This window comes from Anaerolineales bacterium, assembly GCA_019637755.1.
Classification (GTDB): domain Bacteria; phylum Chloroflexota; class Anaerolineae; order Anaerolineales; family UBA11579; genus JAMCZK01.
Genome location: JAHBVC010000001.1, coordinates 585,413 through 600,032, shown reverse-complemented (window position 1 = coordinate 600,032; position 14,620 = coordinate 585,413). Strand labels below are relative to the sequence as shown.

Sequence of the window (14,620 nt, the reverse complement as noted above, 5' to 3'; positions counted from 1 at the left end):
TCCTGAGTGAAATGTTGTGCTTTCCTTAAAAAGCGCCGAGGCGAGTGGCCCACGGCGCTTGGTTAGGCGTGCAAGGATGGATTGTAATTTGTGGTTAGGCTTTGCGTCAAGCGCCCCGCCAGGGGTGGCTTACAGGCCCTTGCCGCCCTGCGGAGCCAGTTCCACGCGGTCAGAGATCGCCGCGATGAGCGGGCGCGCTTCGGCGATCAGCGTGCGGGTCGCTTCGTCACCCAGTGAGGCCTGGTGGGCGGCCTGACTGGTCCATACTTCGCTGACCCAGACCGCATCCGGCTCACCCGGCTGGCTGCTCACCAGGTAGATCAGGCAATCGGCGTTCTGGCGCAGCCCCTCAGCCGCCTGCAGCAGGATCTGCAGCAAGGCCGGGCCGTTTCCAGGCGTAGCGGTAAATTTCCCGTGGAGTCCGTAGGACATCGCAGCAATTATAGGCTGTGCTGCCGCAATTGCCCACTCCTAACACTCATTTGGGGCAAAAAAGATTTACTTATTGACTCCTCACTTTGATTCGCTGTATAGTGACTGTCCACTCGGAAGTTAAAAACGCCCAGCAACAGCCCCCGGTTGCTGGCTTTTTATGCCCCGTCCCCGGTGAGGTCTGCAAGCGAAAAGAGCGTCCTGTAGTGCTGAACGAAAAACTCCTAAGCGATATTGTTGAAAATGATCATGATCAAGACCGTGACCATCCTGCTGTTGTCCGTTTGATCGAGCTTGGCCGTAAACAAGGGTACGTTACGATTGACGACATTCTCAACTTTTTCCCTGAAGCTGAGCGCGATGTAGATAAACTGGAAGAGGCCTTTGCCGCCCTGCTAGGCGCCGGTGTGGCCTATGTGGATGACCCTGAGGGCCTGGAACCCGCCGTTGACGCCGATATGAGCGGCGACGACGATATTGAAGAAGAAGAAAGCGAGAGCCGCCGCCAACGTGAGGCGGATGATAACTACCTCGCCAATATCGATACCGATGACATGATCGGCCTGTACCTCAAAGAGGTCGGCCGCGTACCGCTGCTCACCGCCGCCGAAGAAGTTAGCCTGGCCAAGCGCATCGAAAAGGGGCGCATCGCCCGCGAGGTGCTGGCCACCGCCCGTATGGACGAAACCCAGCGCAACAAGTACCGCTTCAACATTGAAGATGGCTGGGCCGCCCGTGAGCACCTGATCACGGCCAATAGCCGTCTGGTGATCAGCGTAGCCAAGAAATACATGGGGCGTGGTGTGCCCTTCCAGGATCTGATCCAGGAGGGCAACATTGGCCTGATCCGCGCCGCCAAGAAGTTCGATTACCGCCGCGGCCACAAATTCAGCACCTACGCCACCTGGTGGATTCGCCAGGCGGTGACGCGTGCGATTGCTGACCAGGGCCGCACGATCCGCGTGCCAGTTCACATGGGTGACCAGATCAATAAGCTGCTGCGTGTGCAGCACCAGCTCACCCAGCGCCTGGGCCGCGAACCCTCGGTGGAAGAGCTCGCTATGGCGCTGGATGTGCCCGCCAAGAAGGTGGAGAATATGATCCAGGTGGCGCGCCGCCCGCTCTCGCTCGAGACGCCCACCGATGATGAAGAAGACTCCGTGTTGGGTGACTTCATCCAAGATCACGAAGCGCCGGCCCCGGATGACTCGGCTACCTACAACTTGCTGCGCCAGCACCTCGGCGAAGTGCTCGATGGCCTGCCCCCGCGCGAAGTGCGCATCCTGCAACTGCGCTATGGCCTGCTCGACGGCCAGGCCTACACCCTCGAAGAGGTGGGCAGCAAGATGGGCGTGACGCGTGAGCGCGTGCGCCAGATCGAAGCCCAGGCGCTCAGCCGCTTGCGCCATCCCGTGGTCAGCAAGAAGCTCAAAGAATACTTGGGCGAGAACTAAGCATAAAAAAGGCGCCGGTGAGGCGCCTTTTTTGTTGGCTGGCTCTGCACTACTGTAGTGAGTTTCTCCCATAGCTCGCGATGTACTCTTCGCGAGTCACGACCACCGGCAGGAAGAAGGCCGCGGCGAAGTAGACGAGGATGAACACCCCGCCGGTCACCAGCGCCAATCCAATGAAAATTGTGCGTATCCAATCCACATTGATATCCGAGTAAGCCGAAAGCCCCAGGCAAATTCCAAGGATGTCTTGGCCCTCTTGGATGCGCACCAGCGGCCGGCGCCTTTTAGCTTTGCCCGTCTTGCTATCCGGGCTGGCTGGGCCGTGGCCGACTGGGCCAATCTCTGCCAGCACGGCGCGAATGTCTTCGGGCTGCACCACCTGCTCCGGTGTGGAGAGGCGCGCCGCCAGCTTTTCGCCGATGGATTGCTCCAGGTCGCGCAGCACCTCGGCACGGTCGGCATCTTCTGCCAGCGCATTACTGGCCTGCTGCAGATAGGTTTGCAGTGCCTCATAAGCGGCTGGCTCAGCGGTGAAGCGGGTAGGGTAGCCATTCAGCGTAATCAGGATCAAATTCTTCACTTTCGTTCTCCTAAGGTGTCGATCAGCGTGGTCAGTTGCCCCCAGTAGGCATGGAACTCGGCCAGTTGCTTGCGCCCGGCGGGGGTAAGGGTGTAGTACTTGCGTGGCGGGCCGGCCTCCGATTCGTGCCACTCGTAGTCGAGCAAACCTTCGCGGCGTAGTTTGCTCAGCAGCGGGTACAGCGTGCCTTCCTGGGTGGCAAAGTCGGTCGTGCTCAGGCGCTGCAGGATATCGGCGGCGTAGACCTTGCCAGCGGAAACGATCACCAGCAACAGGTATTCCAGCAAGCCTTTGCGTAGCGGTGCGAGTTTTGCGTCTGTCTCAGCCATAGTACCTTCTTGAATAAAGGTACCATAGTTTGAACCGGTGTGTCAAGTGGGTTTTGCGAAAGCGAATCGACGGCTTAGGGATTGCGTTGGAAGACTTGCAGCCCGCCTTCGGGCCCGTAAATCTCGCGCGGGAAGAATTGCACCAGCGTATAGCTGGCGAGAAAATCAGCATCTTGTTGCAGGCTGGCGCGCCCGTACAGATCCAGGATCACGACATAGTCAGGCTGCTGGTCACGGATCAGGGCCGGGGGCACGGCGTAGACAAAATCTCCATACATGGCAGCATCCAGCGGATAGTAGGGCAGGGTTTCTTTGGAGTTCAGGCCTACCAGATCCAGAATGCATACATCCAGAAAATAGCCCAGCACGCCTACATCCCCGGCGGCCACCACGATCGACTGGCTCTCGGCGGGCAGGCGCGGCTGGATGAAGGCCACCGCCTCACGGTAGACCTCCTCGGCGCGCTGCCAGGCCATTTTGGGCGCGGGGCGCGCTGAGGGCGGGTCCGGATACCGTGCCCACCCGTGCAGGTTGAACAGGAAGGGCAGCGCTACCAACAGCGCGCCCAGTGGCGCCAGCCGGCGGGGAGCGGCGATGCGTGGCAGCAAGTCCGCGGCGATCTTTTGCACGCCCAGCGCGATGAACAAAATGTAGAAGGGCAGCGGCGGGGCCAGATACCAGCGGAACAGCAAGGGGTTAGAGACCGCGAACACAATGAAGTGCAACCAGGGGAACAGTGCAAACGGCAGGCTACGCGGCTCGCGCCGCGCCGCGTACAGCGTGCCCACCAGGCTGAGGAACGGATACAGCCACAGGCCGAGGTACAGCCAGCGCGTGGTGAAAGTCTCGTACTCAACAAAGGGCATGCCATAGTGCTGCAGCAGATGAATGAATGCATCCATCGGCGCCACCAGGTAAGCATTGCTCTTGGCGGCTACCGATTGCGCCACCGGGCTGCCGAAGTACAGCCAGGCGAACAGCGCCCAGGCCAGCAGCGGCAGCAGAAAGGTGGCGATGGCTTTGGCGTTGCTGCGCCAGAAGCCGGCCTGCCAGGGGCGCGGTTGGGCGCGCAGGAAGTAGTGCAGCAGCACCGGGCCAACCAGCAGCACCGCATCGGGCCGGGTGAGGATGGCCGCCGCGCCCAGCGAGGCGGCCAGCACGATGCGTTGGTGCAAATAGGCCCATAGCAGTGCGATCAGCAGCAGCATGTAGGTGCTGGTCTCTAGGCCACCGATGGCAAAGGTCACGCTGAACGGCGCGATCGCCCAAGCCAGTGCCGTCGCCAGGCCAGCCGCCGGCGAGCCGAGGCGCTGGCCGATCTTGAACAGCAGCACCACGCCCAGGCCATCCGCCAGCGCCGAAACCAGCACTGCGATCAGTGGAAAGTTGGCCTGCGCACCGCCGAAGGGCAGCGCCAGCAACGCTAGCAGGAAGGTAAACAGCGGCGTAGTGGTGCCGAGCACCGGCTGGCCGGGGTTGTAGACGAAGCCATACCCGGCGAGCAGGTTGCGCGCATAGCGGAAGGTGATGTAGGCATCATCGATGATGCGTTCGCCGGGGATCAGGCGCGCCGCCACTGCGAGAACGAAAAGGCCGATCAATAGCCAGGTGCTGGATTTGCGCCACATGCTCGCAATGGTAAAACGAAACCGACATTTAATCTGCAAATCGGCATCGGTATTTGCTGGGCCCAATCGCCCGCCGCACTGAATTAGCCATTACTATAGAGAGATGTCATTCCGGCGCCTGCTGCTTGTGCTCAGTTTTCTGGCCGTGTTTGCCATGGCGCTGCGCATCTCCAGCGACAGCGACACTTGGTGGCATCTGCGCACCGGCGCCCAGATCTTGCAGACGGGGCAGGTTCCCCAAACGGATAGCTATTCGCATACACGCGCCGGCGCCGCCTGGCTGTATCCCAGCGCCGCCTGGCTGAGCGAAATTCAAATGGCGGCGCTGTTCGCCACCTTCGGCTTCGCCGGGCTCAACCTATGGGTGGCGGCGCTGGTGACGCTGGCCTTCGGCTTTGTCTACGCTGCCATGCCGCGCGGCGGCCTGTTCGTGCGCGGTGCGCTGCTGGTGCTGGCCGCCGCCAGCTCGGCGGTGTATTGGGCGGCGCGGCCGTATTTGTGGAGCTTTGTCTTCAGCGCGCTGACCCTGTGGCTGCTGGAAGCCGCCCGCCGCGGCCAGGTGCGCCGCTTGCTGTGGTTGCCACTGGTGATGCTGCTGTGGGCCAATAGCCACCCCGGCTTCATCGTCGGGTTCATCTTGCTCGGCGTGTATGCGCTGGCGCTATCGATTGAATGGCTGCGCACTCCGGCGCGCCCCGCCTTCGCTGAGCTGTGGCGTCGCCAAGGCTGGTTGGTTGCGGCCGCCGCGGCGGGCATGCTGCTGGCGGTGTGCCTCAACCCGGCCGGGCTGCGCATGCTGCGTTACCCCTTTGATACCGTGGGAATGGATGTGCTGCGCAGCTATATTCAGGAGTGGCAATCGCCCAATTTCCATGAAGCGCGCATCTGGCCCTATGCGGCCCTGTTCGCCCTCAGCTTGCTGGCGATGCAGTACGCGCCCACGCGCCCCAGTGCCTATGACGTCTTGCTGCTGGGGGTGCTGGGCGCGCTGAGCTTGCTGGCCGGGCGCAATATCGCTTTGTTTTCGCTGGCAGCCCCGTTGGTGCTCAGCCGCTACCTGCCGGAGGGGCTGCTGCGTGCCGAGCAGCGTTTGGATACCCATTCGCCGCCCACGCGCCCGCAGGCACTGCTCAACAGCTTGCTGCTGCTGCTGGCCCTGGCGGCGCTAGCCGCCAAGGCCACGCTGACCCTGCCGGCGGAGGCCAACTGGCGCGCCCTGCGCAGCCAGTTGCCGCTGGGCGCGGTGGCCTACCTGCAAAGCGCTCCGCCACGCGGGGCAATGTTCAATTCGTATAATTGGGGCGGTTACCTGCTGTGGGCGCTGCCTGGCACGCCCGTGTTTGCCGATGGGCGCACGGATCTGTATGGGGATGCTGTCTTGAGTGAATGGCTGGCAATCGCCACTGCCGAACCGGGCTGGCAAAGCAAGCTGGCGCAGCGCCAGGTGCAAACCGTGCTGCTGGAGCCCAGTTGGGCGTTGAGCAAACTGTTGCCCACCGTGGGATGGCAACTCTTGTATGAAGATGAGCATACGCGCCTGTTCGAAAGGCAATAAATGAGCGCGGCATCATTCGCCCAGCCACGCACGCGCGGCCGTGGGCTGCTTGAGCCGTATCTGGCGCGTTGGCGCGCCGCCAAGGCCAATGCGCTCATTCCCGCGGCCTTGCGCCAAGGCGCCATTTTAGATATCGGCTGTGGCCGCCACAGTTATTTTCTCGCCACCACCGCCTTCAAGCACAAATTTGCCCTCGACCAATTGCCACCGCTTGAGCCGGATACTCAGATCGAATGGCTGGTGCGCGATTTGAATGAAGATGCCCACTTGCCTTTCGAGGACGGCCAAATGAGCGTGATCACTTTGCTGGCAGTGGCGGAGCACCTCCATCCGCACAGCCTGGCCAGCCTGCTGCGCGAGGCGCACCGCGCCCTGCATCCTGGCGGCCGGCTGATCCTCACCACGCCGGCCGGCTGGACCGCAGGGCTGCTGGCGGCGATGGCGCGCTACGGCTTGCTCAGCCGCGTGGAGATCGACGAGCACGTGGTTGCCTACACGCCGCAACGGCTGCGCCAGCAGTTAGAGGAGGCTGGGTTTGCCGCGCGGCAGATCCAGCAGGGCAGTTTTGAGTTGGGCATGAATCTATGGGCCCAGGCCGAACGATGAAAACACCTATAGCCTGGCCGCGGCTGGCGGCGGGCCTGGCGCTGCTGGCGCTGCTCGGCGTGGCTCTAAACGTGGTGAACTTGCGCTTCACGCGCACCAGCCCCGGCGGCAATGATTTTTTGCCGCGCTGGGTGGGCACGCGCATGTTCCTCACCGAGGGCGATAGTCCGTACAGCGCCGCCACCACCGCGGCGATCCACGACCGTATGTATGGGCGGGCCGCCGAGGCCGATGAGGACCAGGCGCTGTTTGCGTATCCGTTCTACTCCATGTTGGTCTTTGCGCCGTTTGCGCTGGTACCCGATTATCCGTTGGCGCGCGCCCTGTGGATCACCGCTCAGGAGATGGCGCTGGCCGCTACGGTGCTCGCCGCGCTGGCGCTCACCGGCTGGCGCCCCGGGCGCTGGCCGCTGGTGGCCGTGCTGGTGTTTGCCATGGTGTGGTTTCACAGTGCCAAGCCCCTGGTGGATGGCAACGCTTCGATCCTGGTGACTTTGTTCGTCACCCTGGGATTGTGGGCGTTGCGCCGCGGACGTGATGGTGCCGCCGGGCTGCTCTTGGCGCTCAGCACGATCAAGCCGCAAATGGTGGCGCTCTTGCTCCTGTTTACCCTCAGTTGGGCGTTGTCACAAAAACGCCGCGGCGTTGTGGTGTCTTTTGTGCTTAGCCTGCTGGCACTGGTGGGCATCAGCACCGCGCTGGAGCCCCAATGGCTGGCGCAGAACCTGTTGCAACTCCTCGCCTACACTGGCTACACCCCGCCCGGCACGCTATTGGGGGCCTTCACGCAATGGTGGGGGGATGCCGGCCATACAGCGGGGCTGCTGGTAAGTGCCGCGCTGGGCTTGCTCCTATTCTATGAATGGGTCAATGCCAGCCAACAGCCCTTCGATTGGTTTTTGTGGACGGCTTGCGTGACGCTGGTGCTTAGCCCCTTGGTCGGCCTGCCCTCCACCAGCTCCAACCATGTCATCTTGTTACCGGTGATCATTTGGTTGCTGGCCTTGTGGCAGCGGCGTACGCGCCAGGTGCACGCCACCTGGTTCTTTTTACCGGTGCTGTTTGTGGGGCTATGGGCATTGTTCTTAGCTACCTTGCCGCAGGAGCAAACCCAGTTTCGTGAACATCTTAGTTTGCTATTGGCCGCGCCGGTATTTTTGCTGCTGAATTTGTATTGGTTGCGCTGGTGGTTGCTGCACCGGCGTGGGGTGGCGGCATGAAGGCGCGCCCCTGGTTGGCGCTGGGCGTGCTGCTGTGGCTGGCGTTTGGTCTGGCCTATTACTACGCCTTCCACCGCCCGTTCACGCCGCAGTTTGCCGTGCAGCTGGCACGCGCCGGGCGTGATCTGCTGTGCACCGGCCTGCTCTTCTCCGCCGCTGGGGCGCTGGGCACGCGCCTGCTCGGCGCGCTAGACGCCGCCCCGCTGGCACGCCTGGCCGTGCGCGCTGCGCTGGGCTTGGGCATGCTGAGCTTTCTCTATTTGCTATTGGGTTCCTCGATCGGCACGCAGGCCTGGGTGGCCTGGGCCGCTTTGGCGATAGTACTGGGCCTGCTGCGCCGCTCTCTGGCGAGCTGGTGGCAGGATGCCGCCAGCCTGGCGACGCTGTGGGCGGCCAGTGGCCGCCTGGGGCGCCTGCTGGCCGGGCTGTGCGCGCTGATCTTTGCCGGGGCCTTGTTGGTGGCGCTGGCGCCGCCGCTGGCCTTCGATGCCCTGGTCTATCATCTCAGCTTGCCCAAGTTGTACATCGCCAATGGCCAGGTGGGCTATCTCAGCGAGATCATGTATTGGGGCTTCCCCCAGGTGGTGCACATGCTGATGACCTGGGCTGCGGCGTTGGGTGCCACCCAGGGCGCGGTAGTGGCCTGGGGCATGGGGCTGCTGGCGGCATTGGGCTTGCTGGGCCAGTTGAGCCAGCAGCTTTCGGCGCGGGCCGCCTGGGTGGCGCTGGCCGCCTTGCTCAGCGGCGCCTCGCTGGTCACTGCGCTCAGCTCGGCCTATGTGGATTGGCCCGGCCTGCTGATGGGCTGGGGTGTGCTGTTCTTTCTTGAGCTGTGGCTGCGCCAACGCCAAGCGCGTTGGGCGCTGTGGGCGGGCGTGCTGTGTGGGTTGGCCTTTGGCAGCAAGTACACCGCAGGCATCTATGCACCCCTCGGCGGCTTGGTGTTTGTGCTCGCCGGCAAACCGGATTGGCGTGCGCTGCTGCGCTACCTGGCGGCGGCGTTGCTGTGCGCGGCGCCCTGGCTGCTACGCAACGCGCTGGCCACAGGCAACCCGTTTTACCCATTGCTGTTGCCGGGCGGCGAGATGGATGCCATCCGCCTGGGCTACTATCAGGGCTTTGCCGCCCAGGGCAACTGGTTGGATGCGCTGCTCTTGCCGTTCCGCGCCACCTGGCTGGGCATCGAAGGCGGGCACATTGGCAACGCGGCCGGCTACGAAACCTCGCTCGGCCCGCTGCTGTTGCTGTTTGGCCTGCTGGCGCTGCTGCCCGCTGGCGTGCCAGCCGCGGCGCACAGCCTGAAACGCAGCAGCGTCATCGTGGCACTGGGCGGCTTGTTCGTCTGGGCGCTGGCCGGGCGGCTGACCGGGCACTTGATCCGCAGCCACCTGTACTTCAGCTTATTCCCTGCCTTCGCTACCCTGGCGGCATTCGGGTTCGAAAAAGCGCAGAGCTTGCGGCTGGGCGCGGTGCGCGTGGGGCGGCTGGCCGCCGCCAGCACCCTGCTGGCCTTGGCGCTCAGCGCGTTGGGCAGCAGCCTGGGCCTGGTGCAGCGTGGCGTACTCGATTGGTGGAGCGGGGCGCTGGATGATCAGGCCTACAGCCAGCGCAATCTCGGCTTGTATGCCTTGGTGATGCCCGCCCTGCCAGAGGACGGGCGCACCCTGATGCTATGGGAGACGCGCGGCTGGGCCTGCCTGCCCAACTGTGAGCCGGATGAGATCATCGATCGTTGGCCGCACGATCTGCAGGTCAGTGGCTCGCCGGCGGCAGTATTGGCGCGCTGGCGCGCCGAAGGCTATGCCTATGTGCTCTACTATCGCCTGGGGGCGCAGTTCGTCTATGCTGACCCGCAGCACTTCCATACGTTTAACTTGCAAGTAGTGGAAGACACGCTGGGCAGCTTGCCAGTCGTGGAAAACTTCAACGAAGATTACGTGCTCTACCGGTTACAGCCATGACGCGCAAAGACTATTGGATACTGTTCGGCTTGGGCTTGCTGGTGGCGCTGGTGGTGGCCACGCTGCAGCACTCGCCCGGCTACATGGATGCGGAGTATTACCTGCTCTCCGGGCAGACGCTGGCGGCAGGCGCTGGCTTGCGAGAAAACATCCTCTGGAATTATCTCGATGCGCCCGCCGGGCTGCCGCATCCGGCACACAGTTATTGGATGCCGCTGCCCGCGCTGCTGGCCGCGGCCGGCTTGCGTTGGCTGGGCGGCTGGTGGGGGGCGCGCAGTGTGTTTCTATTGGCTGCCGCCAGCCTGCCGCCGCTGAGCGCGTATCTCAGCATGCAACTCACCGGGCGGCGTGGCTCGGCGCGTTTGGCCGGCTGGCTGGCGCTGCTGCCCGGTTTTTATCTGCCGTACATTGCCACCACCGACAGTTTCGCGCTGGCCATGCTGCTCGGCGCGCTGTTCTTCGTGCGGCTGGCCGGTGGCCTGCGCACGGCCTGGCAGGCCGTGGCACTCGGCGCGCTGGCTGGCTTGCTACATCTGGCCCGCGCCGAGGGACCACTGTGGCTGCTGTTGGCGCTGTGGGCCGCCTGGCGGCTGGTACCCCGGCGAGGGGTGTGGCTCAGTATGGCTGGCTACAGCGCGGTGATGGCGCCCTGGTGGCTGCGCAACCTGGCCGCCTTCGGCAGCCCACTGGCGCCGGGCGGCAGCCTGGGGCTGTGGCTGACGAATTACGACGAGTTATTCAGCTATCCGGCCAGCCAACTCAGCCTGCAACATTGGTTGGCCAGCGGTTGGCCGGCGATCGTGGCGGCGCGCGCCAGTGCGCTGGGCCAGAACCTGGCCAGCACACTGGTCGTCAGCGGCCTGGTGGCTTTGGCACCGCTGGTGGTGTGGGGCGCCTGGCGCCTGCGCCGCCATGCGGCCGTGCAAACTGGCGCGTTGGCCTGGCTGGCACTGTTGCTGGTGTTCAGCCTCATCTTTCCGTTTGCTGGGGCGCGCGGTGGCTTCTTCCACGCCGCCGCGGCCCTGCAGCCGTTGGTCTGGGCGCTGACCGCGGCGGGGTTGCACGCTGCGTTGGAGTGGGGCGCGGCGCGGCGCGGTTGGGAGCTCACTCGCGCCGGGCATATCTTTTCGCTGGGGGTTTTAGGCTTAGCCTTGGCGCTGAGTGCGTATGCCGTGCAAGTGCGCGTGAGCCACGGCGCCTGGGACGCGGGCTACCGCCACTACGTTGAGGTGGCCGAGCAGCTGGACGCCTGGGGCATTGCACCTGAGACGCGTGTACTGGTCAATAACCCGGCTGGCTTCAGCCTGGCCAGCGGCCGACCAGCGATCGTGATCCCGCATGGGGGGCCAGGGCCGGCCGGGCAGGCCGCCCAACGCTATGATGCGCGCCTATTGATACTGGAGGCCAATCACCAGCCCAGTTGGGATGCGATCTACCGCGCTGGGCCGTTATTGAGCAGTTTGCAATTCCTGGGGGAGGTGGGCGATACGCGCATTTTCCGGCTTCCGTAATTGGCGTGTGGCCTTGGGCTTTTTGGCCGCCGCCGCCTTAGGCGGCTATTTGCTGGCCAGCGGCGGCCACGGCTTTCCGCTGGATGACGCCTGGATCCACCAGACCTATGCGCGCAACCTGGCCCAGCGCGGCGAGTGGGCCTTCGTGCCCGGGCAGCCGTCAGGCGGCGCCACCAGCGTACTATGGGTGCTGCTACTGACGCCGAGTGCGTGGCTTGGCCCCGAAGTGTGGGCCGGCCTGCTGGGCTGGCTGGCGCTGTGGGGCTTGGGCTTGCTGGGCGCGGCCGCTTTTGCACGCTTGCGCCCCGCGCAAGCCGCCTGGGCGCCCTGGGTAGGCGCACTGCTGATCCTGGAATTCCATCTGGTCTGGGCGGCCGGCTCCGGCATGGAGACGGCCTTGTTTGCCCTGCTGTGTTTGGCGGCGCTGTGGCTCAGCCTGCACACCCCGCTGCCCGGCTTTGCCGCCGGGCTGCTGGTGGGGCTGGCGGTACTGGTGCGCCCCGAAGGGCTGACCCTGCTCGGCCCGCTGGGCTTGGTCGCGGTGCGCCGCACGCGGCCCGCCGGCACGCTGGCCGGCTTGGCGGCTGGCCTGTGTGTGCTGCTGGTGCCCTATCTGCTTTTCAATCACAGCGTGGCGGGCACTTGGTGGCCCAACACGCTGTATGCCAAGCAGGCTGAATACGCTGCCCTGCTGGCGCAGCCACTGGGGGCGCGCTGGGCGGCGCAACTGGCCCAGCCGCTGATCGGCGCCGGGCTGGTGTTGCTGCCCGGGCTGCTGGTGGGTGGCCTGCGCGCCTGGCGCCAGCGTCACTGGCTTGAATTGTCGTGGGGGGCGTGGCTGCTGGGCTTTGCGTTGTTGTTCGCGCTGCGCTTGCCGGTGACCTACCAACATGGCCGCTATGCCATGCCAGTGATCCCGATCTTGCTGGTACTGGCCGCGGCGGGGGCGCTAGCAGCCAGCGCGCAGCTGCGTTCTGCGCACTGGCGCCGCCGGCTGGGGTTTGCCTGGAGCAGCTTGCTGGCATTGTGCACACTGGCCTTCTACATCCTTGGGGCGCGCGCCTATGGGCGCGATGTGGCCTTCATTCAAAACAACATGGTGGCCGCAGCCGAATGGCTGGCCGCCAACACGCCCGCATCCGCGCGCCTGGCCGCGCACGACATCGGCGCGCTGGGCTACTTTGCGCCGCGGCCGCTGCTCGATCTGGCTGGGCTGGTTTCGCCCGAGGTCGTGCCCTTCCTGCGGGATGAGGCGCGCCTGGCGCAGTACCTCGATGCGCAACGCGCCGAATACGTGATCCTCTTCCCCGATTGGTATCCACAACTCAGCCAGCGCGCCGCGCCAGTGTGGCGCGCGCCGGCGGGCGAGATGGTGATCCTGCGCTGGCCGGCCGGCGAATGATCGGGCGCCAGGCTGGCTATGCTATACTGCCTTACGTAAAATTTTGCCCAGCAAGTGTGAACGAAACCCGATGCCAACGATCAGTGTAGTGGTGGTAGAAGACCACCCCATTTTTAGACAAGGGCTGGTAGATGCCTTTGCTGTTGAAGACGACATTCAAATTGTGGGGCAGGCGGCCGAAGGGCATGCAGGCTTGGCGCTGATCAAGCAACTGGCGCCGGATGTGGCCGTGGTGGATGTCAACCTGCCCAATATCAACGGCCAACAGCTCACCCGCCATCTGAAAACTGAAAAAAAGAATGCCACCCGCGTGGTGCTGCTCACCGCTTACGATGACAGCTCGCAGGTGGTGCACGCCATGGCCGCCGGCGCGGCAGCCTACTGCGTGAAGGATATTGACCCCTCGAAACTGGTGGATATTGTGCGTGCCGTGGCCCAAGGCGGCTTCGTGGTCGGCGAGCAAGTGCTCGACCAGCCCAGCCTGCAACGCTGGCTGGGCGAGCGCAGCGAGCTCTCCGGCCGGGTCTATAGTGACCCCGGCGAGCCGTTCGAGCCGCTCTCCGGCCGCGAGATGGAAGTGCTCGAATGCGTTACCCGTGGCATGAGCAACAAAGAGATCGCGACCCATCTCGATATCAGCCATCAGACCGTTAAGAATCATGTGACTGCGGTGCTGCGTAAACTCAACGTGGAAGATCGCACCCAGGCGGCCGTCTACGCCTTGCGGCGTGGCTGGGTAAGATTGTACGAGAATGAAAAACACGTTCAGGAGTGAGCGCGGCCATGGCTGAGTCTCAAGATGCAGTATTTGCCGGCGCGCAAACCAACGCCTCGGCCTTCGAAGAGCTGGAGCTGGAAATTACCCAGACGCAGCGCGAACTGGCTGAGATCGACCTGCTGCTGACCCAGAGCAAAGGCGAGCTGGACAAGCTGACCCAGCGCAACGCCACCATCACCGCCCACCTGCAGCAAATTCAGAATCAGATCGATGATGTGCCCGCGCCGGATATTCGCGTGGCCTATGACGCCGCGCTGGAGGCGCAGCAGCGCCTGGTGGTGATGCGCGGCCAATTCGAAAAACTACACAGCGACAAGGCCCGCCTGGAGCGCCAGTTGCAGGTGTTTACCAAGCTGCGCGAGGCGGAAGCCAGCGAAACCAAGCCGCCCGAGGGCGCGCGCAATACGCAAAACTCCATCGAAGTGATGATCCAGGCCCAGGAGCAGGAGCGCCAGCGCCTTTCGCGCCAAATGCATGATGGCCCGGCCCAGGCGCTCTCCAACTTCATCCTGCAGACCGAGATCGCCTTGCGCCTCTTCGAGATCGACCAGGAGCAGGCGCGCCAGGAGCTCAATAGCCTCAAGGCGGCCGCCTCCAGCACCTTCCAAAAAGTACGTGACTTCATATTCGATCTGCGGCCGATGATGCTTGATGATCTGGGCTTGGTGCCCACGATCAAACGTTATGCCGATTACCTGGCCGAGAAGATGGGCGTGGATATCCCGGTAAGTGTCAGCGGCTCAGAGCGCCGCCTGGAGCCGTACCTGGAAGTCGTCGTCTTTCGTGCCATTCAGGAGCTGCTGAGCAATGCGGCGCTGCATGCCCAGGCCACCACAGTGAAGGTGCAACTCGATATCAGCGCGCACCAGGTGCGTGCCAGCGTGGAAGACAACGGCCGCGGCTTTGACCCGCACGCCGTGCCCGCCGAGGCCGAGCTGACCCTGAAGGCGATCCGTGAGCGCATGGATTTGCTGGGGGGCAGCTTTGACATGGATAGCGCTGCGGGGCAGGGGGCGCGCTTTGCCTTCACTGTGCCAGCCGAAGCGCGTGCTCCGCTGACCTGACAGATGTCCCCATTTTCCCTTTAGTACTCTAATTCTATTGCGTAAACACACGCCAGTTTCTATAATCTAGGCTATAACTCTGCACTTGCAGGGAACTTGT

13 protein-coding genes are annotated in these 14,620 nt (G+C 63.8%); 9 read left to right on the top strand and 4 right to left on the bottom strand.

Going from position 1 to position 14,620, the window contains the following annotated elements:
* Window positions 1-129: 129 nt before the first annotated feature.
* Complete coding sequence (locus KF821_03080; GenBank protein ID MBX3004794.1) at window positions 130-432, bottom strand: antibiotic biosynthesis monooxygenase; 303 nt, start codon at window positions 430-432, stop codon at window positions 130-132.
* Window positions 433-638: 206 nt separating this feature from the next.
* Here KF821_03080 and KF821_03075 point away from each other — a divergent pair, with 206 nt between their 5' ends.
* Window positions 639-1,886 (top strand): sigma-70 family RNA polymerase sigma factor, encoded by a 1,248-nt coding sequence (locus KF821_03075; protein ID MBX3004793.1) that lies wholly within the window; start codon window positions 639-641, stop codon window positions 1,884-1,886.
* Between the two features lie 49 nt (window positions 1,887-1,935).
* Here KF821_03075 and KF821_03070 read toward each other — a convergent pair whose 3' ends face one another.
* From KF821_03070 to KF821_03060, 3 genes are all read right to left on the bottom strand, one after another.
* Window positions 1,936-2,466 carry a PspC domain-containing protein gene (locus KF821_03070; GenBank protein ID MBX3004792.1) on the bottom strand — a complete coding sequence of 177 codons (531 nt, stop codon included), beginning with the start codon at window positions 2,464-2,466 and terminating at the stop codon, window positions 1,936-1,938.
* Window positions 2,463-2,795: a PadR family transcriptional regulator gene (locus tag KF821_03065; protein MBX3004791.1), complete on the bottom strand. Its 333-nt coding sequence runs from the start codon at window positions 2,793-2,795 to the stop codon at window positions 2,463-2,465. The genes KF821_03070 and KF821_03065 overlap by 4 nt, the downstream gene beginning before the upstream one ends.
* Window positions 2,796-2,869: 74 nt before the next feature.
* Entirely contained in the window at window positions 2,870-4,423 is a 1,554-nt protein-coding gene (locus KF821_03060) for a hypothetical protein (GenBank protein MBX3004790.1), read from the bottom strand.
* Window positions 4,424-4,526: 103 nt separating this feature from the next.
* On the opposite strand from KF821_03060, the gene KF821_03055 reads away from it, so the two are divergent.
* From KF821_03055 to KF821_03020, 8 genes are all read left to right on the top strand, one after another.
* On the top strand, window positions 4,527-5,978 hold the full coding sequence (locus KF821_03055; GenBank protein ID MBX3004789.1) for a hypothetical protein: 1,452 nt from the start codon (window positions 4,527-4,529) through the stop codon (window positions 5,976-5,978).
* A complete protein-coding gene (locus KF821_03050) occupies window positions 5,979-6,584 on the top strand; it encodes a class I SAM-dependent methyltransferase (GenBank protein MBX3004788.1) in 606 nt (201 codons plus the stop codon).
* Window positions 6,581-7,804 carry a DUF2029 domain-containing protein gene (locus KF821_03045; GenBank protein ID MBX3004787.1) on the top strand — a complete coding sequence of 408 codons (1,224 nt, stop codon included), beginning with the start codon at window positions 6,581-6,583 and terminating at the stop codon, window positions 7,802-7,804. Before KF821_03050 ends, KF821_03045 begins: the two co-directional genes overlap by 4 nt.
* Window positions 7,801-9,765 carry a hypothetical protein gene (locus KF821_03040; GenBank protein ID MBX3004786.1) on the top strand — a complete coding sequence of 655 codons (1,965 nt, stop codon included), beginning with the start codon at window positions 7,801-7,803 and terminating at the stop codon, window positions 9,763-9,765. The genes KF821_03045 and KF821_03040 overlap by 4 nt, the downstream gene beginning before the upstream one ends.
* Window positions 9,762-11,276 (top strand): hypothetical protein, encoded by a 1,515-nt coding sequence (locus tag KF821_03035; GenBank protein MBX3004785.1) that lies wholly within the window; start codon window positions 9,762-9,764, stop codon window positions 11,274-11,276. The genes KF821_03040 and KF821_03035 overlap by 4 nt, the downstream gene beginning before the upstream one ends.
* 7 nt (window positions 11,277-11,283) lie before the next feature.
* The gene (locus tag KF821_03030; GenBank protein MBX3004784.1) at window positions 11,284-12,678 is read left to right on the top strand and encodes a hypothetical protein; all 1,395 of its coding nucleotides are present in this window, start codon (window positions 11,284-11,286) and stop codon (window positions 12,676-12,678) included.
* Between the two features lie 70 nt (window positions 12,679-12,748).
* Window positions 12,749-13,453: a response regulator transcription factor gene (locus KF821_03025; protein MBX3004783.1), complete on the top strand. Its 705-nt coding sequence runs from the start codon at window positions 12,749-12,751 to the stop codon at window positions 13,451-13,453.
* 8 nt (window positions 13,454-13,461) lie between these two features.
* Window positions 13,462-14,520, top strand: coding sequence for an ATP-binding protein (locus KF821_03020; protein ID MBX3004782.1), 1,059 nt, complete (start codon window positions 13,462-13,464; stop codon window positions 14,518-14,520).
* The last annotated feature ends 100 nt before the right edge of the window (window positions 14,521-14,620 follow it).